The organism is Streptomyces sp. NPDC046915, assembly GCF_040644935.1.
Taxonomy (GTDB): domain Bacteria; phylum Actinomycetota; class Actinomycetes; order Streptomycetales; family Streptomycetaceae; genus Streptomyces.
The window spans coordinates 66,983-86,805 of sequence record NZ_JBEYXB010000005.1 but is presented as its reverse complement, the minus strand read 5'-3'; the positions used below and the strand labels follow the sequence as shown (position 1 = coordinate 86,805).

18 protein-coding genes are annotated in these 19,823 nt (G+C 71.1%); 12 read left to right on the top strand and 6 right to left on the bottom strand.

The annotated features are described in order from the left end of the window. Positions 1-29 precede the first annotated feature (29 nt). Positions 30-2,339 carry an FtsX-like permease family protein gene (locus ABZ915_RS14385; protein ID WP_361801234.1) on the bottom strand — a complete coding sequence of 770 codons (2,310 nt, stop codon included), beginning with the start codon at positions 2,337-2,339 and terminating at the stop codon, positions 30-32. Then, positions 2,336-3,043, bottom strand: a complete 708-nt coding sequence (locus tag ABZ915_RS14380) for an ABC transporter ATP-binding protein (RefSeq protein ID WP_361801231.1) — start codon at positions 3,041-3,043, stop codon at positions 2,336-2,338. The genes ABZ915_RS14385 and ABZ915_RS14380 overlap by 4 nt, the downstream gene beginning before the upstream one ends. Positions 3,044-3,183: 140 nt before the next feature. Between ABZ915_RS14380 and ABZ915_RS14375 the strand changes: the two genes are divergently transcribed. Beyond that, complete coding sequence (locus ABZ915_RS14375) at positions 3,184-4,038, top strand: histidine kinase (RefSeq protein ID WP_361801228.1); 855 nt, start codon at positions 3,184-3,186, stop codon at positions 4,036-4,038. Continuing rightward, positions 4,035-4,718 carry a response regulator transcription factor gene (locus tag ABZ915_RS14370; RefSeq protein ID WP_361801225.1) on the top strand — a complete coding sequence of 228 codons (684 nt, stop codon included), beginning with the start codon at positions 4,035-4,037 and terminating at the stop codon, positions 4,716-4,718. Before ABZ915_RS14375 ends, ABZ915_RS14370 begins: the two co-directional genes overlap by 4 nt. A gap of 9 nt (positions 4,719-4,727) precedes the next feature. Here the strand turns inward: ABZ915_RS14370 and ABZ915_RS14365 are convergent, their stop codons facing one another. Genes ABZ915_RS14365 through ABZ915_RS14350 form a run of 4 tightly spaced genes read right to left on the bottom strand, consistent with a single transcriptional unit; the run spans position 4,728 to position 8,894 of the window. Beyond that, the gene (locus ABZ915_RS14365; RefSeq protein WP_361801222.1) at positions 4,728-5,762 is read right to left on the bottom strand and encodes a LacI family DNA-binding transcriptional regulator; all 1,035 of its coding nucleotides are present in this window, start codon (positions 5,760-5,762) and stop codon (positions 4,728-4,730) included. Then, entirely contained in the window at positions 5,759-6,664 is a 906-nt protein-coding gene (locus ABZ915_RS14360; RefSeq protein WP_361801219.1) for a carbohydrate ABC transporter permease, read from the bottom strand. The genes ABZ915_RS14365 and ABZ915_RS14360 overlap by 4 nt, the downstream gene beginning before the upstream one ends. Continuing rightward, complete coding sequence (locus ABZ915_RS14355; protein ID WP_361801216.1) at positions 6,661-7,584, bottom strand: sugar ABC transporter permease; 924 nt, start codon at positions 7,582-7,584, stop codon at positions 6,661-6,663. The genes ABZ915_RS14360 and ABZ915_RS14355 overlap by 4 nt, the downstream gene beginning before the upstream one ends. After that, the gene (locus tag ABZ915_RS14350) at positions 7,581-8,894 is read right to left on the bottom strand and encodes an extracellular solute-binding protein (RefSeq protein WP_361801213.1); all 1,314 of its coding nucleotides are present in this window, start codon (positions 8,892-8,894) and stop codon (positions 7,581-7,583) included. The genes ABZ915_RS14355 and ABZ915_RS14350 overlap by 4 nt, the downstream gene beginning before the upstream one ends. 230 nt (positions 8,895-9,124) lie before the next feature. Here ABZ915_RS14350 and ABZ915_RS14345 point away from each other — a divergent pair, with 230 nt between their 5' ends. The 10 genes from ABZ915_RS14345 to ABZ915_RS14300 all read left to right on the top strand — a co-directional run bounded on the left by ABZ915_RS14345 (position 9,125) and on the right by ABZ915_RS14300 (position 19,679). After that, positions 9,125-11,152, top strand: coding sequence for a beta-galactosidase (locus tag ABZ915_RS14345; RefSeq protein WP_361801210.1), 2,028 nt, complete (start codon positions 9,125-9,127; stop codon positions 11,150-11,152). A 198-nt stretch (positions 11,153-11,350) separates the two neighbouring features. After that, a complete protein-coding gene (locus ABZ915_RS14340) occupies positions 11,351-12,910 on the top strand; it encodes a glycosyl hydrolase 53 family protein (RefSeq protein WP_361801207.1) in 1,560 nt (519 codons plus the stop codon). Between the two features lie 193 nt (positions 12,911-13,103). Next, a complete protein-coding gene (locus tag ABZ915_RS14335; protein ID WP_361801204.1) occupies positions 13,104-13,391 on the top strand; it encodes an ArsR family transcriptional regulator in 288 nt (95 codons plus the stop codon). Positions 13,392-13,474: 83 nt separating this feature from the next. Continuing rightward, the gene (locus tag ABZ915_RS14330) at positions 13,475-14,437 is read left to right on the top strand and encodes an SMP-30/gluconolactonase/LRE family protein (RefSeq protein WP_361801201.1); all 963 of its coding nucleotides are present in this window, start codon (positions 13,475-13,477) and stop codon (positions 14,435-14,437) included. Between the two features lie 78 nt (positions 14,438-14,515). Further along, positions 14,516-15,031 carry a fluoride efflux transporter CrcB gene (gene crcB / locus ABZ915_RS14325; protein ID WP_361801198.1) on the top strand — a complete coding sequence of 172 codons (516 nt, stop codon included), beginning with the start codon at positions 14,516-14,518 and terminating at the stop codon, positions 15,029-15,031. After that, positions 15,028-15,393, top strand: coding sequence for a fluoride efflux transporter CrcB (gene crcB, locus ABZ915_RS14320; RefSeq protein WP_361801195.1), 366 nt, complete (start codon positions 15,028-15,030; stop codon positions 15,391-15,393). Before crcB (ABZ915_RS14325) ends, crcB (ABZ915_RS14320) begins: the two co-directional genes overlap by 4 nt. A gap of 75 nt (positions 15,394-15,468) precedes the next feature. Next, positions 15,469-16,305, top strand: coding sequence for an undecaprenyl-diphosphate phosphatase (locus ABZ915_RS14315; protein ID WP_361801192.1), 837 nt, complete (start codon positions 15,469-15,471; stop codon positions 16,303-16,305). 148 nt (positions 16,306-16,453) lie between these two features. Next, positions 16,454-17,185 carry a FadR/GntR family transcriptional regulator gene (locus ABZ915_RS14310; RefSeq protein WP_361801189.1) on the top strand — a complete coding sequence of 244 codons (732 nt, stop codon included), beginning with the start codon at positions 16,454-16,456 and terminating at the stop codon, positions 17,183-17,185. After that, positions 17,182-18,618 (top strand): amino acid permease, encoded by a 1,437-nt coding sequence (locus ABZ915_RS14305; RefSeq protein ID WP_361801186.1) that lies wholly within the window; start codon positions 17,182-17,184, stop codon positions 18,616-18,618. The genes ABZ915_RS14310 and ABZ915_RS14305 overlap by 4 nt, the downstream gene beginning before the upstream one ends. A 44-nt stretch (positions 18,619-18,662) precedes the next feature. After that, positions 18,663-19,679: an asparaginase gene (locus tag ABZ915_RS14300; protein ID WP_361801183.1), complete on the top strand. Its 1,017-nt coding sequence runs from the start codon at positions 18,663-18,665 to the stop codon at positions 19,677-19,679. Positions 19,680-19,823 lie beyond the last annotated feature (144 nt).

The following is a 19,823-nucleotide window of genomic DNA, read 5'->3' as shown; positions in this document are numbered from 1 at the left end:
CCTGACCGGTTGCGGGCTCCCCGCCGGCCCTACTCGTTGTGCAGCACCTCCGCGACGGTGAGGCGGGCCGCGCGGTGGGCGGGGATCAGGGCGCCCATGACGGCGATCAGGACACCCGCCAGGGCCAGGAGCGCCAGGATCGGCGCATGCCAGACATCCGTCATGTACGACGGCAGGGTGATGTCCACCCCGGCCGCCATGCGGGGCATCACCACCTCGTAGGCGGCGATGCCCAGGGGGATGCCGAGCACGGACCCCAGTGCGCCGAGCACGGCCATCGAGGTCACCGTCATCACCGTCACCTGGCCCGGGGTCATGCCGATCGACTTGAGCATGCCGAGGTCGCGGCGCCGGTCGTGGGTGTTGAGCACGGCCGTGTTGAAGACACCGAGGGAGGCGACGAGGGCCAGCATCAGGGTGAGGCCGGTCGCGGAGCCGACGATGGTGCCGGTGACACTGTTCGAGCCGCTCAGCTGTACGGACAGCCCCGGGTCGGCGGCCCGGACGGCGCGTGCGTACGCCTCCTGGGCCGTGCCCTCGCGCAGCTTGACGTGATAGGCGATGGGCTTCACGTCCGGCATCAGGGCGGTGACCGTCGGCCAGCCGCCGATGACCAGCCGGTCGTCGGTGTCCATCGTCTCGCCGACGACGGTCACCTCCTCCTCGTGGCCGTCCTGCCGCAGCCGCAGCCGGTCCCCGAGGCGCACTCCGTTGCGGCGCAGGAACGGCGTCCCGACCACGACCTCTCCGGTCCGGTGCATCCAGCGACCCCTGAAGAGCACGCTGTCCAGGGACGGTCCGCCGCGCCGGCCCTCGAACATGACCACCTGGGTGCTGCCGGCGAGGAGCACCTCGTCGTCCGAGCGCGCCGTCACATGGGTGGCACCCGGCAACGCGGCCAGCAGCGACTGGAGTCGACGGTCGCTGTGCACCGGCTGCACCTCCTTGCCGTGCCGGTAGCCGCCCACGTAGACGGTGACGTCGTAGGTGTGGTGACCGTCGTTCCCGTAACTGTTCAGGGTCGCCGCCAGACCGGTCGCGAACGTCACCGTCGTCACCCCCAGCACCACGGCGGCCAGCGTGAGCGCGCTGCGCGCCGGACGGGTGAACGGCAGACCCGCGCCGAGACTCACCGACCGGGGCAACCGCACGCTCGCCAGGCGCCGCTGGATGCCGAGAGCCCGCCCGGCACGCGGGGCACTGCCCGCGCTGATGGCCCGCGCCGCCGACAGCCGCTGCGCCCGCAGGGAGGGGCCGAGCGCGGCGAGCAGGCAGACCAGCGGCATACCGAGCAGCGCGAGCAGATTCACCCAGGGCGCGATCCCCAGGCTGCTGTGCAGCACGCCCGACGCCGGCCCGGTGAACACGAACTGGAAGAACGGTCCGGCCAACAGGTTGCCGGTGAACGTGCCGAGCACACAGCCCAGCACGGCGGGCACGGAGATCATCACCAGGTAGACGCCCAGCACCTGCCCCGGAGTGAAGCCCAGTGCCTTGAGGATGCCGATGTGCCGGAACCCGGAGACCACGGCACCGCCCACCACGTTGGCGACGATGAGCACCGCCACCAGGATGCCGAGGACACCGAACGCCATCAGATACGGCGCGTAGGCGCGCGCGTTGCTGCCGATCCGGTGCTTCAGCGCCAGGTACGTCTGCGATCCGGCGAGCGCGCCCCTCGGCAGCCCGCCGGTCACCTCGGACAACTCGGCACGCAGCGCGCCCTCCGACGACGCGTCGCGGAACCTGAAGAGCATCTGCCTGCCGGTCGGGTGCAGGGCCCGGATCTGGTCCGGGGTGACCCACGCGTCCGCCGTGTGACTCAGGTCGAAGGCGAATCCGACGATGGTGAGGGTCGGGCCCGACGGCACGTGGAGCTTCTTGCCGAGGTCGTCGGCGGTCCAGTCGGACTCCCGGTTCAGGACCGTCTCACCGGGCCGGGAGGGCCACCGGCCCGCCCACAGGTCGACCCGGTCCACCGGACCTCCGGGACCGGACCGGCCCACGACCGTGATCTCGCCGCCGAGACCGAAGTCCGCCGCGTGACGCGGAATGCCGACCGTCGCCTGCGGGAACGGTCCCGCCACCGCCTCGACCCCCGGCTGCCGTGCCGCGCGTGCCAGTCGTGCGTCCGACACCTTGCCGCTGTCGAACGCGGCCACGACATGCGGTCCGTGCAGTTTCCCGAAGGCGTGGTCGAACGGCGCCGACGCCGCGTCCACCAGACCCAGCGCGACCACGATCGACCCCGTCGACACCAGCGTGACCAGCCAGATGACCAGCGTCTGAAGTCTCCGCCTGCGTACGGCCGCCCGCGCGGCCTTCCACACCGCCCTCATACGGACGGCTCCAGGGTGTGCTCACCGGTGACCCGGCCGTCCGCCAGCTCCACCAGACGGCTGGCACAGCGCTGGGCGAGATGCCGGTCGTGGGTGACGATGACGAGCGTCTGCCCGATCTGGTTCAGGTCGATCAGCAGGTCCATCACCTGCTCCCCGGCCCGGCTGTCCAGCGCACCGGTCGGCTCGTCGGCCAGCAGCAGCGCGGGCCGGTTCATCAACGCCCGGGCCACGGCGACGCGTTGGCGCTCGCCGCCGCTGAGCACCGCCGGATAGGCGTTGCGGCGGTCGGCGATCCCCAGTTCCTCGAACAGCTCCAGCGCGCGGCGCCGGGCCTGCCGGGCCGGGGTACCGGTCAACTGGGCGGCCAGCGCCACGTTGTCGAGGGCCGACAGGTCGTCGATGAGGTTGAAGAACTGGAAGATCATGCCGATCCGGCGCCGCCGGTACAGCGCGAGGCCCCTCTCGCTCAACTCCCCGACGTTCTCGCCGTGCACGACGACCGCGCCGCCCGTGGGCCGGTCCAGCCCGGCGATCATGTTGAGCAGGGTGGACTTGCCGCACCCCGAGGGTCCCATCACCGCGACCGCCTCCCCGGCCCGGATCTCCAGCGACACCCCGTCGAGCGCGACCGTCTCGCCGTACTCCTTGCGCACGCCGTCGAGTCGTACGACGGCCTCTCCCGTTTGCACCTCGGTGACCATGGTGAGGACGCTAAGGGCGCGGCCGGTCGCCCGGCATCCCTCCCCGGATCGCACCTCGGCCCGCGCCTCATCCCCCAGATGCAGGGAGCTGGATCCACAGGCCGATGCCGGATGTCAGAGGCGTCTGCCAGAGTGAGGGCATGGGGGAACGGGAGCTGTTGGCGGTGCTGCTGGGGGTGGCGTGCGCGGCCGTCGCGGGGCTGGCCGTGGCGCTGCTGCGGACCCGGCGCCGGTGGCAGGCGGCCGTGGGGGAGCGGGGCTGGCTGCTCGAGCGGGAGCGGGAGAGCGCCTCGCACGCGGCCGTCGCCGCCGAACGGGACCGTATCGCCCGCGAGTTGCACGACATCGTGAGCCACAACGTGAGCCTCATGGTCGTCCAGGCGAGCGCGGCCCGGGAAGTGCTGGGGACCATGCCGGACGAGGCCGCGTCCGCCCTGCGGGCCGTCGAGGACGCGGGGCGCGGCGCGATGACCGACCTGCGGCATCTGCTGGGGCTGCTGGCACCGTCACCGAGCGGCGAGGACAGCGCGGACGGCGATCCGGCGCCGGCGGAGATCCACCCGGACCTGACCCCGCAGCCCGGCCTCGGCCGCCTGGGCTCCCTCGTCGACCGGATATCGTTCGCCGGACTGCCCGTCGAGGTACGGATATCCGGTGACCCGTGCCGCCTCCCGCAGGGCATCGACGTGACCGCGTACCGCATCATCCAGGAGGCCCTCACCAATGCGCTCAGGTACGGCGACGGCGGCAAGGCGGAGGTGACCGTGCGCTACGCCGACCACGCGCTGCGCGTCGAGGTCCTCAACACCGGCCCCAGCGTGCTGACCGGCACGGGCACCGGCACCCCTCCCGCACCGCGGCGCCATGACGGCGCGGGCCGTGGTCTGCTGGGGCTGCGCGAGCGGGTCGCCGTGTACGGCGGCGACCTCGACGCCCGCCGCAGACTCGGCGGCGGCTACCGGGTCCGGGCCCGCATACCGCTGGACCGCCCATGACCTCGGCCGCGCCCGAGCGGGCGCCCCGGGTGCTGATCGTCGACGACCAGACGCTGATCCGCACCGGCTTCCGGTTGATCCTGACCGCCCGGGGCATCGAGGTGGTGGGCGAGGCCGCCGACGGGGCCGAGGCGGTCGCCGCGGCAGTCGAGCTGAAGCCGGACGTCGTGCTCATGGACATCCGCATGCCCACCATGGACGGCCTGGAAGCCACGCGGCGCATCCTGGAGCGGGCCGCCGACTGCCGGGTGCTCATGCTGACCACCTTCGACCTGGACCGGTACGTGTACACGGCCCTGTCGATCGGAGCCAGCGGCTTCCTGCTCAAGGACGTCACCCCGGAGCACCTCGCCGCGGCCGTCCGGCTCGTCGGCACCGGCGACGCCCTGCTCGCACCGCAGATCACCCGGCGCCTGGTCGAGCGGTACGCGGCCGAGGCGGAGCGGACGCCCGACACCGTCCCCGCCGACCTGGCCGCTCTGACGCCCCGCGAGCGCGAGGTGCTGACCCTGCTGGGCCGTGGCCTGTCCAACACCGAACTGGCCGCCGAGCTGACCCTCAGCGAGGCCACGGTCAAGTCCCACGTGGCCCGCATCTTCGCCAAGCTGGGTCTGCGCGACCGTGCCCAGGCGGTCGTGCTCGCGTACGAGACGGGACTGGTCGCACCGAGGGAGCGGTGACGCGCCGGCTCAGGCGGAACCGCGGCGCACCAGTTCCGTCGGCAGGATCACCGCGGCCGGGTCCTCGCCGCCGATCTGCGCGAGGAGCACGCGGACCATCTCGGAGCTGATCCGGTCCCAGGGCTGGCGGATGGTGGTGAGGGCGGGGCTGACGGCGGTCGCCGCGGGGGAGTCGTCGAAGCCGCCGACAGCGATGTCCTCGGGCACCCGCCTGCCCGCCCGCTGGAGCGCCGTGAGCACGCCCTGCGCCATCAGGTCGGAGGCGACGAAGACGGCGTCCATGTCCGGGGCCAGCGCCAGCAGCCGCTCCGCCCCCGCCTCGCCGCTGACCCGGCTGTAGTCGCCGGAGACGATGAGCCTGTCGTCGACGCCGACACCCGCCTCGCCGAGCACCTCCTTGTAACCGGCGAGCCGCTCGACACCGCCGGGCGTGTCCAGCGGGCCGGTGACCACGCCGATCCGGCGGCGGCCCAGCGACAGCAGGTGGCGCACCATGTCACGGGCCCCGTCGCGGTCGTCGGCGGCCACGTAACTGACCTTCGAGCCCAGCCCGATCGGCTTGCCGCAGGCGACCAGCGGCACGCCCGCCTCCCGCAGCTCCTCGGCCACCGGGTCGCCGGAGTGGCTGGAGACCAGCAGCACCCCGTCGACGTGCCCGGCGGTGATGTACCGCGCTATGCGCCGCCGTTCGTCCTCCGTGCCGGCCAGCATCAGCAGCAGCGGCACGTCGTGCGCGGCCAGCGCCTGCGTGCACCCGCGCAGCAGGACGTTGAAGTTGGGGTCCTCGAAGAAGCGCTCCTGCGGCTCGGTCAGCAGGAAGCCGACCGAGTCCGAGCGCCCCGTGATCAGCGAACGGGCGTGCCGGTTCACGACGTACCCCGTCCTGCGGATGGCGGCGTTCACCGCCTCCTGCGCGGCCGGGCTGACGTAGTGCCCGCCGTTGAGCACACGCGAGACGGTGCCCCGGGAGACGCCTGCCTCGCGCGCCACGTCGTGGATCGTCGGCGGTCTGCGCCGACCCCCCGCATTGCTGCTCATGGTCATGACTTTACGGCCCCGGACAGCAGATCCAGGCTCCAGAACCGTTGAATGACCAGGAAGAGCGCGATCAGCGGCAGCACGGCCAGACCGGCCCCGGTGATCACCAGGGTGTACAGCGCCGGGGTGTTGGAGCCCTGTTCGAGGAGCGTGTACAGGCCGAGCGGGATCGGGAACTTCTCGTCGTCGCTCAGCATGATGAACGGCAGCAGGAAGTTGTTCCACACCGCCACGAACTGGAACAGGAAGACCGTCACCAGGCCGGGCACCATCATCGGCAGCGAGATCCGGGTGAAGATCCGCCATTCGCTCGCGCCGTCCATCCGCCCGGCCTCGACCACGTCACCGGGCACGGCGGCGGCCGCGTAGATGCGCGAGAGGTAGACGCCGTACGGGGCGAGGATCTGCGGGAGCAGCACGGACAGGTAGGTGTCCGTGAGGTTCGCCTTCGCCAGCAGCAGGTACTGCGGGACGGCGAGGATCACCGGCGGCATCAGCACGCCCATGAGCAGGACGTTGAAGATCGTTTCGCGGCCCCGGAAGCGATAGGTCGCCAGCGCGTACCCGCTGCACGCCGACACGGCCGTCGACAGCAGGGCGCCGAGACCGGAATAGAGGGCGGAGTTGCCCAGCCACGTCCAGTAGATGCCGTCGCGGTAGGCGCTGAGGTCCTTGAGGTTGCCGGCGAGGCCGGTGCCCGGCAGGAAGGTGAACGTGGAGAACAGCTCGTGCCCGGACTTGGTGGACGCGATCACCACCCAGGCGACCGGCAGCAGGGTGTAGATCGCGCCGAGCAGCAGCGTGAGGGTCGGGACCAGCGCGATCCGGCGGCGCAGCGGCGGGCCCTGGGCGGTGCCGGGGGTGGTGCCGTCGGCCGGGGCGGCCTTGCGGACGGCAAGAGAACTCATCCTGCTTCCTCCTGCTTGTTGCGGCGGTTCGCGGCCCGCAGGAAGCCGAACGACAGGACCAGCGTGGCCAGGGCGATCAGCGTCGCCTCGGCGGCCGCCGAGTAGATGTCGTTGCGGTGGAAGGCGTCCTGGTACACCTTCATCAGCGGACTCCAGCTGGTGTTGACGGAGTTGGTGAGCGGGTGGAGGGTGGTCGGCTCGTTGAACACCTGGAGTGTCGCGATGATCGAGAAGAAGAAGGTCAGCACCAGCGAGGGCGCCACCATCGGGATCTTGATCCTCAGCGCGATCTGGAGCCGGGTGGCGCCGTCCAGCCTGGCCGCCTCGTACACCTCGGCGGGGATGGCCCGCAGCGAGGTGTAGATGACGATCATGTTGAAGCCGGTGCCGCCCCACACCGCGATGTTGGACAGGGCGAGGTAGAGCGGACCGCCGTCCAGCAGGTCCGGCTGCGGCAGGCCGAACTTGTCGAGCAGGTAGTAGAAGGGGCTGACGTCCGGCAGATACAGGAAGCCCCACAGCAGCGCGGCCACCACGCCAGGGATGGCGTACGGCAGGAAGATCGCGAGCCGGGTGAACGGGGCGAGGCGCACCTTCTCGGAGTCGAGCATCAGCGCGAACAGCAGGGCGAGGCCGAGCATCACCGGGACGACGATGCAGCCGTAGCCGAGTACGCGCAGTGCGCCGTCGAGGAGTTCGCTGTCACCGAGGGCGTCGGTGTAGTTCTCCAGGCCGGCCCAGACCTCCTTCCGCGCGCCCGCCCCCAGGCCGAGACCGGAGACGTGCACCTTGCGGAAGCTGAGCCAGACCGCGTACCCGATGGGCAGCGCGAAGAACAGGGCGAAGAGGATCGTCGCGGGCAGGAGGAAGGCGTACGGGGCCCCCTTGACCCCGTACGCCTTCCGGCTTGTGCTGGTCACTGAGAAACCTCGAAGCCCTGCTTCTTCATGTCGGCGACCGTGGCGTCCTGCATCTTGGCCAGGGCGGCGGCGAAGTCCGACTTGTCCTTGGCGGCGGTGCCGAACGCGTCGTTGAAGGTCGCGTAGGCGACGTTGACGTTCGGGCCCCAGGCGGACGGCGCGGTGGTGTTCGCGATCTTGGCGGCCTGCGGGTAGAAGTCCGCCTGGTTGGAGAAGTACTCCGGCGGGTTGCTGAAGGCGCCGCTGAGCTGGGCGGAGGTGGAGGCCGGGTAGATGCCGCCGTCCTTCGCCAGTGCGTTGAGCGCGTCGTGGTCGGTGTTCAGCCAGGCGGCGAACTTGGCCGCGGCGGCCTGGTGCTGGGAGTCGGTGGTGACGGCGGTCGAGGAGCCGCCCCAACTGCCGGTGACGTTCTCGCTCGCGGACCACTGGGGGAGCGGGGCCATGGCCCACTTGCCCTTGGTGTCGGGTGCGGCGGTGGTGAGCGTGCCCGGCGCCCACACGGCGCTGACCCAGGCGATCTGCTTGCCGGTGTTCAGCGCCTTGTTCCAGGACGGGGTGTACATCGGCTGGTTGTCGATGGCGCCCTCCTTGACCAGGCCGCCCCAGAACTTGGCGACCTTCTGGGTGGCCGCGTCGTCGATCGCGACCTTCCACTTGTCGCCGGAGGTGGTCCACCACTTGGCGCCGGCCTGCTGGGCGAGGCCCGCGAAGAGTCCGGAGTCGTTGGCCGAGAAGGTGGTCAGGTCCTTGTCGGGGGCGGCCTTCTTCAGCGCGCGGGCGGTCTCGGCGAACTGGTCCCAGGTCGTGGGGACCTTCAGCTTGTACTTCTTGAACAGGTCCTCGCGGTAGTAGAACATCATCGGCCCGATGTCCTGCGGGATCGCGTAGACCGCGTCCGTGCCCAGCGTGGTCTGCTGCCAGACGCCGTCGGCGAACTTGCCCTTGACGGCGCCGGCCTCCTTGGAGATGTCGGCCAGCGCGTCATTGCTGACCAGCGTCGGCAGTGCCTGGTACTCGGCCTGCACCAGGTCAGGTGCCTTCTTCGCCTTGTGCGCGGTGAGGATCTTGGTGACCAGCGTGTCGCCGGACGCCTGCTTCTTCACCGTGACGGTGATCTGGTCCTTCTTGCCCGGCCCCTTGTTCCACAGGTCCACGACCTTGTCCATGCCGGGCGTCCAGGTCCAGTACGTCAGCGAGACCGGGCCCGACTCGGCCTTGCTGTCCTCGGAGCCGCAGGCGGCGAGGGCGGTGGCGCCGAGCGAGACGGCGACGGCGGTTGTCACGAGGCGGCGGCGCTTCGTGTGCGGCATGGATCTCTCCCCTGACCTGGGTCCCCGCCCGCTGCGGGAACCTGCCCTGCAGAAACCGGCTGACCTGGGCCCTCGCCCGTCGCGAGGCCCTGCCGTGGTTCTGTGAGCGTTCACAGTAGAGAAACATCCCGGACACTTGTCAATGGTTGTTGCTGTGCGGTTATGTTGGGCTCGCACCGCCGTCGATGTGTGTGCACGTTCCCAAATGATCGATAACCCGGGAGAGATCCATGCCGGAGACCACCCCCAGGGGCCTCACCAGGCTCGCCTTCGGTGGGGACTACAACCCCGAGCAGTGGCCGGAAGACGTCTGGCTCGAGGACGTCCGGCTGATGCGGGAGGCCGGCGTCACGATGGTGAGTGCCGGGATCTTCTCCTGGGCGCTGCTGGAGCCCGCACCCGGGGAGTACGACTTCGGCTGGCTGGACCGGATCCTGGACCTGCTGCACGAGAGCGGCATCCGCGTCGACCTCGGCACGCCCACCGTGGCGCCGCCCGCCTGGTTCTACCGGGCGCATCCCGAGGCCCTGCCGGTCACCGCCGAGGGCGTGCGCCACGAGTTCGGCTCACGCGGCGCGATCTGCCACAGCAACGCCGACTACCGCGCCGCCGCCGCGAACATCACCACCCGGCTCGCCGAGCGCTACGGCGGCCACCCGGCCCTGGCGATGTGGCACGTCCACAACGAGTACGGCGTCCCCGTCTCCGCCTGCTACTGCGACTCCTGCGCCGCCCACTTCCGCCGCTGGCTCGCGGACACCTACGGCGACGTCGACGCGGTCAACGAGGCCTGGGGCACCGCCTTCTGGGGCCAGCACTACACCGGCCTCGACCAGATCAACCCGCCGCGCGCCACCCCCACGGTCGGCAACCCGGGCCAGGCGCTGGACTACAAGCGGTTCGCCGACGCCACCATCCGCGAGAACTTCCGTATGGAGCGGGACATCCTGCACCGCCTCTCGCCCGGCATCCCGGTCACCACCAACTTCATGACCGCGCTCAGCCAGTGCGACTCCATGGACTACTGGGCGTGGGGCCGCGAGGTCGACCTCGTCACCAACGACCACTACCTGATCACCGACGGCCGCCGCACCCACGTCAACCTCGCGATGGCCGCCGACCTCACCCGCTCGGTCGCCGGGGGAGCCCCCTGGCTGCTCCTGGAGCACTCCACCTCCGGCGTCAACTGGCAGCCCCGCAACCCGGCCAAGGCCCCCGGTGAGATGGCCCGCAACTCCCTCGCGCACGTCGCACGGGGCTCCGAGGGCGCCATGTTCTTCCAGTGGCGGCAGTCCCGGCGCGGCGCCGAGAAGTTCCACTCGGCGATGCTGCCGCACGGCGGCACCGGGACCCGCGTGTGGCGCGAGGCCGTCGAACTCGGCGCGAGCATCGACTCGCTGAGCCCGATCCGCGGCACCCGCACCCGGGCCGACGTGGCCGTCCTGTGGGACTGGCAGTCCTGGTGGGCGCAGAACCTCCAGTGGCGCCCGAGCGAGGACCACGACCCGCGCGAGCGCGCCGACTCCTTCTACGAGGCCCTCTACGACCGCCATCTCACCGTCGACTTCGCCCACCCGGAAGCCGACTTGTCGCGATATCCCCTTGTCGTCGTACCGGCGCTGTACCTGATGACGGAGGCCGCCGGCAACAACGTCAAGGAGTACGTGGAGAACGGAGGCACCCTCGTGGTGTCGTACTTCTCCGGCATCGTCGACGAGCACGACGCCGTGCACGACGGCGCCTACCCGGGCCCGCTGCGGGACGTCCTCGGCCTGACCGTGGAGGAGTTCTCGCCCCTGCTCGAGAACCAGCGGGTGCGCATCACCGGCCCCGACGCCGCCGAGCTCACCGGGGACGTGTGGACCGAGTTCGTGGTGCCGCGCGGCGCCGAGACCGTCTGGACGTACGCCGACGGCCTCACCGCGGGCCGCCCCGCCGTCACCCGGCACCGGCTCGGGGAGGGCACCGCCTGGTACGTCTCCACCCGCCTCGACACCCACGGCCTGGACGAGGTGCTCGCCCGGGCCGCCGCGGACGCCCGGATCGCGCCGCGCGCCGACCTGCCCCGGGACGTCGAAGTGGTGCGCCGCACCGACGAGTCGGGCACCCGCACCTTCCTGTTCGCGATCAACCACACCGCCACCGACGCCAAGGTGCCGCTGGACACACCCGGCACCGAACTGCTGACGGGCGAACGCGCCGCGGGCCGCCTCGCGGTCCCCGCGGGAGCCGTCCGCGTCGTACGACTCGACGGCTAGCCCCTTCCCCCACCGGCTCCCCTCCGCCCGCGCGAGCCGAACGAGCCGCGGGCGGAGGGGCTCTCCTCCCACCCCCACGGAGGACACCCCCGCGGACGACACCCCCGCGGAGGACACCCCCGCGGAGGACACCTCCACGGAGGACACCCCCGCGGAGGACACCCCCAACCCATCACGTCGAAGGGACGACGGACGACGATGTTCCATCCCAGACGCACCCTGAGAGCCCTGCTGCTGCCGCTCGCGGCCGGGCTCGCCCTCACCGCCCTGCCCGCCCAGACCGCCCAGGCGGCGAGCACCCTCACCAACGGCGGCTTCGAGTCCGACGGCACGGGCGTGGCCACGCCCAGCGGCTGGTCGGAGTACGGCGACACCGGCGCCTCGTACACCGAGTCCGGCGGCCACGGCGGGAGTTACCGGCTGAGCCACTACTCGTCCTCCGCCTACAAGGTGGAGACGTACCAGTACCTGTCCGGGCTGGCCAACGGCACCTACACCCTCACCGCCTGGGTCCGCTCCAGCGGTGGGCAGAACTCCGCCTACATGTCCCTGAAGAACTGCGGGAGTTCGGAGCAGCGCACCGACCTGCCGGTGTCCACCAGCAGCTGGGTCCGCATCGTCGCCTCCGTCGCGGTGACGAACAACCAGTGCACGATCGGCATCGACTCCGACGCCAACGCGGGCAACTGGATCAACGTCGACGACCTGAGCTTCACCTCGGGCAGAACGGGCCTCGCCGTCAAGGGCGCCGACATCTCCTCCCTCGCCAAGAGCGAGGCCAAGGGCGGTGTGTACAGGACGAGTTCCGGCACCGCGGGCGACGCGGTCACCATCCTGAAGAACGCCGGCATGAACTACGCGCGCCTGAAGGTCTGGGTGAACCCCGCCGACGGCTACAACAACAAGACGCGCGTACTGGCCATGGCCAAGCGCATCAAGGCCGCCGGCATGAAGCTGCTGGTCGACTTCCACTACTCGGACAACTGGGCCGACCCGGGCAAGCAGACCAAGCCCGCCGCCTGGGCCTCGCACTCCTACAGCCAGCTCAAGACCGACGTCTACAACCACACGTACGACGTCCTGAACGCGCTGAAGGCGCAGGGCACCACCGCCGACATGGTGCAGATCGGCAACGAGATCAACGGCGGCATGCTGTGGTCCGAGGGCTCCACGGACAACTGGTCGCAGCTCGCCGGCCTGATCAACTCCGGCTACAGCGCCACGAAGGCGGTGTCGTCCGGCACGCAGGTCGCGCTGCACCTGGCCAACGCCGGTGACGACGCCACCGTCCGCTGGTGGTTCGACAACGCCAAGACGTACGGCATCAGCTACGACGCGATCGGCCTGTCGTACTACGGCTACTGGCACGGCTCGCTGGCCGCCGCGCAGACCACTCTGGACGACACGGCCTCCCGCTACGGCAAGCCGGTCTTCATCGCCGAGACGGCCTACCCCTTCCGCCTCGACAGCGACGACTCGCTCACCAACCAGATCGACACCACCGGCGAGCTCGTCTCCGGCTACCCGGCGACGGTGGCCGGCCAGACCCGGTGGATGAACGACGTGGCGAGCATCGTGGAGGCCGTCCCGAACGGCCGCGGCCTCGGCGTCTTCTACTGGGAGGCCACCTGGACCGCCGTCACCGGCAACGGCTGGGACCCCACCGACGCCACCTCCGGCAACGGCTGGGAGAACCAGGCCCTGTTCGGCTACGACGACAAGGCCCTGTCCTCCATGACGTGGTTCAGCCACCGCTGAACCGTACCGACGGGCCCGGCCGGGTGGGGGCGGCTGGGCCCGTCCGGCTCCCCTACCGGGCCGAAGCCCCAACTGCGCCGCGCACAAGGGCCGTTCGGTACCGGACAAGGGTCGATGAGTCCCGTACGTGGCGGTAGCGGCTGCGGAAGAGTGGGAAGACGGAACAGAGGGAGGCGCGGACGGAGGCGATGCGATGCAGAGGACTCCCGCGGGCGAACGACGCCTGGAGATCTTGGAGTGGCTCAAGGACCCGGCCGCGCACTTCCCACCGCAACGCCACGCCGACCCGGCCGAGGACGGCGTCACCGCACGCGCCGTCGCCGCCAAGCTCGGCGTGCCCCGCCGGGTCGCCGCGACCCACCTCGGCCTGCTCACCCGCATCGGCCTGCTGCGCGCCAAACGGATCCGGCGCCGCACCTACTACCGGCGGGACGAGGTCCGGATCGCCGAGGTGGCCCGGATGTTCGAGAAAGGCTGGTAGGGGCACCCACGAGCAGCGAGCATGGGGCTCCACCGACCGGCCTCTCGGACCGGGTCTCTTTCGACAGCGAAAGGCAGGCGCGCATGGACCGTCCCACCGCACTCGTTCCCCGCCATTACGTGGCGATCGGCGGTCGGGGCCCCGAGGACGTGGTGGCCGACGACCGGGGCCGCGTCCTGACCGGCGTCGAGGACGGCCGCATCCTCCGCCTCGACGGCCTGGCCGACCCCGGCACGGCCCGCGTCGAGGTGCTCGCCGAGACCGGCGGCCGGCCCCTCGGCCTCGAACTCCTCCCGGACGGCGACCTGATCGTGTGCGACGCCGAACGCGGCCTGCTGCGCGTCGCACCGGGCGACGGCTCCGTCCAGGTGCTGGCCGACTCGGTGGCGGGGGAGCCGCTGCGGTTCTGCAGCAACGTGGTGGCCCTGTCCGACGGCAGCCTGTGCTTCACCGTCTCCAGCCGTCGTCACCCGCTGCGGCACTGGATGGCCGACCTCGTCGAACACAGCGGCACCGGACGCCTGTTGCGCCTCCCGCCCGGCGGTGGCAGCCCCGAGGTGCTGCTGGAGGGGCTCCAGTTCGCCAACGGCGTCGCCCCGAGCGCGGACGAGTCCTTCCTGGTCGTGGCCGAGACCGGCGCCCGCCGGCTGACCCGCTTCCGGCTCACCGGCCCCCGGGCGGGCACCGCCGAGCCGTTCGCCGACGGCCTCCCGGGCATGCCCGACAACATCTGGCGCGCCGGGAAGTCCGGCCCGATCTGGGTGGCCCTCGCCGGACCGCCGGTCCCTCCGCTGGACCTGCTGCACCGCACCCCGCCCGCAGTACGCCGAGCCGCGGCCCGGGCCGCCGCGCACGCCCCCTTCCGCCCGACGGGCTACGCCGGCGTCCTGGCCGTCGACGACGACGGCACCACCGTCCACCACCTCACCCGCCCCCACTCCGGCTTCCGCATGGTCACCAGCGTCTGCGAGAGCGACGGCCACCTGGTCCTGGGCAGCCTGTGGGAGCGCGGGGTCGCGGTCTGCGAGGCGCCCGCCGCGAGGTGACCCGCGGGTACACCCGGGCGGTACCCTGATGCCCGGCCGTGATCCAGTCGACGGGGCCGGATCAGGAGACGTACGACCATGACAGCCCCGGAAGCCGAGAGCCTCCGCGTCCGGCCCGGCCCCGCACGGCGACCGGCCTGGCGCGCACAGGCACCCGTGGTCGCGGTGGTCGCACTCGGTGGCGCGCTCGGTGCGACGGCCCGCTACGCACTGTCCCTGGCCTGGCCCACGCCCCCCGGCGGTTTTCCCTGGGCGACCTTCTGGACCAACGTCGGCGGCTGCGCCGTGATCGGCGTGTTCATGGTGGTCATCACCGAGGCGTGGGCCGCCCACCACCTCGTCCGCCCGTTCTTCGGCACCGGCGTGCTCGGCGGCTTCACCACCTTCTCCACCTACGCCGTCGACATCCAGAGGCTCCTCGACGGCGGCCGCCCCGGCACCGCGCTGGCCTATCTCGCCGTGACCCTGCTCGCGGCCCTGGCGGCGGTGTGGGCCGCCGCCGCGGCGACCCGTGGCGTCCTGAAGCCGCGACCCGGCCCGACTGAAGGAACGATTCCGGGCAAAACGGCCGGGAAGGGTGAGAAGTCGTTGTGAACTGGCTGTTGGTCGTCCTCGGGGCCATGGTCGGTGCTCCACTGCGCTACCTGACGGACCGTGCGGTGCAGTCCCGGCACGACTCGGGCTTGCCCTGGGGCACGTTCGTGGTGAACGTCACCGGCTGTCTGGTCCTGGGCCTGCTGACCGGCGCGTCCTCGGCCGATCCGCACCTGCGGCTGCTGCTGGGCACCGGCCTGTGCGGGGCCCTGACGACGTACTCGACCTTCTCCTGGGAGACTCTGAGGCTGACCGAGACCGGTGCGGGGCTCTACGCTGCCGCCAATGCCGTCGCGAGCGTGACGGCGGGCCTCGGTGCGGCCTTCGCCGGCGTGTCGCTCGCCCAGGCGGTGTGGGCGTAGGCACGGGCCGTACAACCGGGCATAGTAAGACTGTCTACAGCACTGTCGACCAACTTCTGAGCAGAACTGGATCCCATGAGCGCCATCTCCGTCGGTCAAGCCGTCGTCCTCGGTGTCGTCGAGGGGGTGACCGAATTCCTCCCCGTGTCCTCGACCGGCCACCTCAAGATCACCGAGGGGCTCATGAACATCCCCGTCGACGACAAGTCCGTGGTCGGCTTCTCGGCGGTCATCCAGGTCGGCGCCATCGCCGCCGTGCTGGTGTACTTCTTCAAGGACATCGTGCGGATCGTCTCCGCCTGGGGCCGCGGCATCCGCAACAAGGAAGAGCGCTACCACCACGACTACAAGTTCGCCTGGTGGGTGATCTACGCGACCATCCCGATCGTCGCGGTGGGGCTGGCCGCCAAGCCGCTGATCGAGGGCCCGCTCGCCTCGCTGTGGGTGGTCGCGGGCTCGCTGATCGTCGGGTCCGGCGTGATGTGGGCCGCGGACCAGATGGGCCGGCACAAGCGCGGCGAGGACGACACCTCGTTCAAGGACGCGATGCTGGTCGGCTGCTCCCAGATCCTCGCCCTGCTCTTCCCCGGCTTCTCCCGCTCCGGCGCCACCATGTCCACCGCGCTCATCCTCGACCTGGACCGCGTCGCCGCCACCCGTCTGTCCTTCTTCCTCGGCATCCCGGCCCTGACCGGCGCCGGCCTGTACGAGCTGAAGGACGCCCTGGGGGCGGGCGTGGGTGCCGCCCCGCTGGCAGTCGGAACGATCGTGTCCTTCGTGGTCGCCTACGCCTCCATCGCCTGGCTGTTGAAGTTCGTCGCCAAGCACTCCTTCAACGCCTTCGTGCTGTACCGGATCGTCATCGGCGTGGCGCTCTTCGGTCTGCTGGGCACCGGGGTGCTCGACAGCTGACCGGCGTCCGGCCGTCGGCAGCCGGCGGGTCCGGTCGTCCGTGATCTCCCCACGGGGTGTGATGCAGAGATTCATGCATCACACCCCGTGAATGTTTCCTTTCCAGGTGTCTTGACAGTGCCGTCCCGTAACCCGCAGGATCGAGCCCGTGAACCTGTCAGACAGCCAGACAGGTGGCCCGGTTCCCCGGCGCGTCAGCGCCATGGAAGCCGTACTCGGCCACCTCCGCGGTGCCATCGAACGCGGTGAGTACGCGATCGGCGACAAGCTCCCCTCCGAGGCGGAGCTCTGCCGCACGCTCGAGGTGTCCCGGCCCGTGCTCCGCGAGGCGCTGCGGGCCCTTCAGACGATGGGACTGACGGTCTCCCGGACCGGCAAGGGCACCTTCGTCCTGGCCAGCGCCGTCGAGGACCCCACCTTCGGCGACTACGCGGCCAGCGACCTGCTGGAGGTGCGCCGGCACATCGAGATCCCGGTCGCCGGGTACGCGGCGGTGCGCCGCACCCCCGAGAACCTCGACCACCTCGCCCACCTGCTCGACCGCATGGAGCGGGAGACGGACACCACCGCGTGGGTCGCGATGGACACCCTCTTCCACCTCGCCGTGGCCGAGGCCGCCCAGAACCCGGTCTTCCGCCGGGTCATCGAGGAGATCCGCGACGCACTGGCGCGTCAGTCGGCCTTCCTCAACGAGCTGGGCGGCCGCCGCGAGCAGTCCAACCGCGAGCACCGGGCGATCGTCGAGGCGCTGACCGACGGCTGCGAGCACGACGCGGTGGAGGCCATGAGCCACCACCTCGACCGCGTCGAGACGACCCTGACCGACATCGTGCGCTCCCCGCGCGCGGACACCCCCACGGAAGGCGGACCCGAGGCGTGAGCGAGCACCTCAAAGAAGAGACGCGGCCCTCGTCCGGTCACGTCGACGCCGGAGACGCGGGCTACAGCAAGTCCCTGAAGTCCCGGCACGTCAACATGATCGCCATCGGCGGCGCCATCGGCACCGGCCTCTTCCTCGGCGCCGGCGGCCGTCTCGCCGACGCCGGCCCCTCCCTGTTCGTCGCGTACGCGGTCTGCGGCGTCTTCGCCTTCCTCGTCGTCCGCGCCCTCGGCGAACTCGTGCTGTACCGGCCGTCCTCCGGCGCCTTCGTGTCGTACGCCCGGGAGTTCCTCGGCGAGAAGGGCGCGTACACCGCGGGCTGGATGTACTTCCTGAACTGGGCGACCACCGGCATCGCCGACATCACCGCGGTGGCCACCTACACCCACTACTGGGGCATGTTCTCCGACATCCCGCAGTGGGTGATCGCGCTGGTCGCCCTGGCCGTCGTCCTCACCGTGAACCTGATCTCGGTGAAGATCTTCGGCGAGATGGAGTTCTGGTTCGCGATCGTCAAGGTCAGCGCGCTGGTCGTGTTCATGTGCATCGGCATCTACCTGCTGGTCACCCAGCACCCGGTCGACGGCAGCCACCCCGGCCCGTCCCTGATCACCGACAACGGCGGCGTCTTCCCCAACGGCCTGATGCCCATGCTGCTGATCATCCAGGGCGTCGTGTTCGCCTACGCCTCCGTCGAACTGGTCGGCGTCGCCGCCGGTGAGACCGAGAACCCCGAGAAGATCATGCCGAAGGCGATCAACTCGATCATGTGGCGCGTCGGCCTCTTCTACGTAGGCTCGGTCGTCCTGCTGTCGATGCTGCTGCCCTGGAACAAGTACTCGGCGGGGGAGAGCCCCTTCGTCACCGTGCTGTCCCACATCGGTGTCCCGGCGGCCGGCGGCGTGATGAACCTGGTCGTCCTCACCGCGGCGATGTCCTCGCTCAACTCCGGCCTGTACTCCACCGGCCGCATCCTGCGCTCGATGGCGGTCAGCGGCTCGGCCCCGAAGTTCACCGCGAGGATGAGCCGCAGCCACGTGCCGTACGGCGGGATCCTCCTCACCAGCGGTATCTGTGTCCTGGGCGTCGGCCTCAACTTCGTCGTCCCCGCGGACGCCTTCGAGATCGTGCTCAACTTCGCGGCGATCGGTATCCTTGCCACCTGGGGCATGATCATGATCTGTCACCTGTTCTTCTGGCGGAAGACCCAGAAGGGCGAACTGACCCGGCCCGGATACCGGCTGCCGGGCTCCCCCTGGACCGAACTCGTGACGCTGGCGTTCCTCGCCTCCGTCCTGGTCCTGATGTACGCCGACGGCGGCGCCGGACGCACCACCGTGCTGTGCCTGCCGCTGATCGTCGGAGCGCTGGTCGCCGGCTGGTACGCCATCCGCGGCCGTACGGCGCGCCAGTCCGCCGGGACCGACGCGTGAACGTCGCGCCGGTCCACCACACCCAACCAGTGATACAGGCAGTGATGTACAGCAGTTCCCCCGCGGAGGCACCCCTCGTCCGCGAGCCGCTCCACGCTCCCGTCGCCCACCTGATACGCGGCGGGATCGTCGAGGGCGTCCACTACGGTTCCGTCGTCGTCCTCGATGGCGAGGGCCAGGTCCGGCTCCAACTCGGCGACATCGAGGCGGCCTTCTACCCCCGTTCGGCCCTCAAGCCCATACAGGCCGTGGCCATGGTGCGGCTCGGGCTGCCGCTCGACGGCGCCCTGCTGTCCCTGGCCGCGGCGAGCCACTCCGGCGAGGAGTACCACCTCGCCGGCACCCGGCGGATCCTCGAACTCGCCGAGCTCACCGAGGACGACCTGCGCAACGTGCCCGACCTGCCGTACGACCCCGTCGTGCGGGACGCCTGGGTCCGGGAGGGCCGGCTGCCCTCCCGGCTCGCCCAGAACTGCTCCGGCAAGCACGCGGCGATGCTGTGGACCGCCAAGCTCAACGGCTGGTCCCTGAAGGACTATCTGGACCCGGCGCACCCCCTCCAGCAGGCGATCGCGGAGACCGTCGAGGAGCTCACCGGCCAGCGCGTCGCCGGCGTGACCGTCGACGGCTGCGGCGCCCCGCTGTTCTCCGTCTCCCTGCACGGCCTCGCCCGGGCCGCGGCCCGGATCACCACCGCGGCGCCCAGCACGGCGGAGGCCCAGGTCGCCGACGCCATGCGCGAGCACGCCGAGATGGCCTCCGGCTCCGGCCGCGACGTGGCCGCCCTGATGCGGGCCGTGCCCGGTCTGCTGGCCAAGGACGGCTTCGAGGGCGTCCAGGTCGCCGCCCTCCCGGACGGCCGGGCCGTCGCCGTCAAGATCGCCGACGGCGCCAACCGGGCCCGCGTCCCGGTCGCCGCCGCCGCCCTCGCCCGCGCGGGCGTCGACCCCGCCCTCCTCACCGAGTTCACGGGCGAGCCACTGCTCGGCGGCGGGGAGCCCGTGGGCTGCGTACGCGCGGTCCGCGCCCTGGACCCGCTCCCGCTGACGGCCTGCGCGTAGCCGCGGCGCTCGGCTTCGGCGGGGTCCGCGGTGTTGTCTGCGACGCTTGGGCGGTCGGCTCGGTGGGCGGTGTCCGTGGTGTCGGCCGGGTCTGGGTCTCGGGCGGTGTCCGCGGTGCCTGTCGAGTGTGATCGCCCTGCCGCG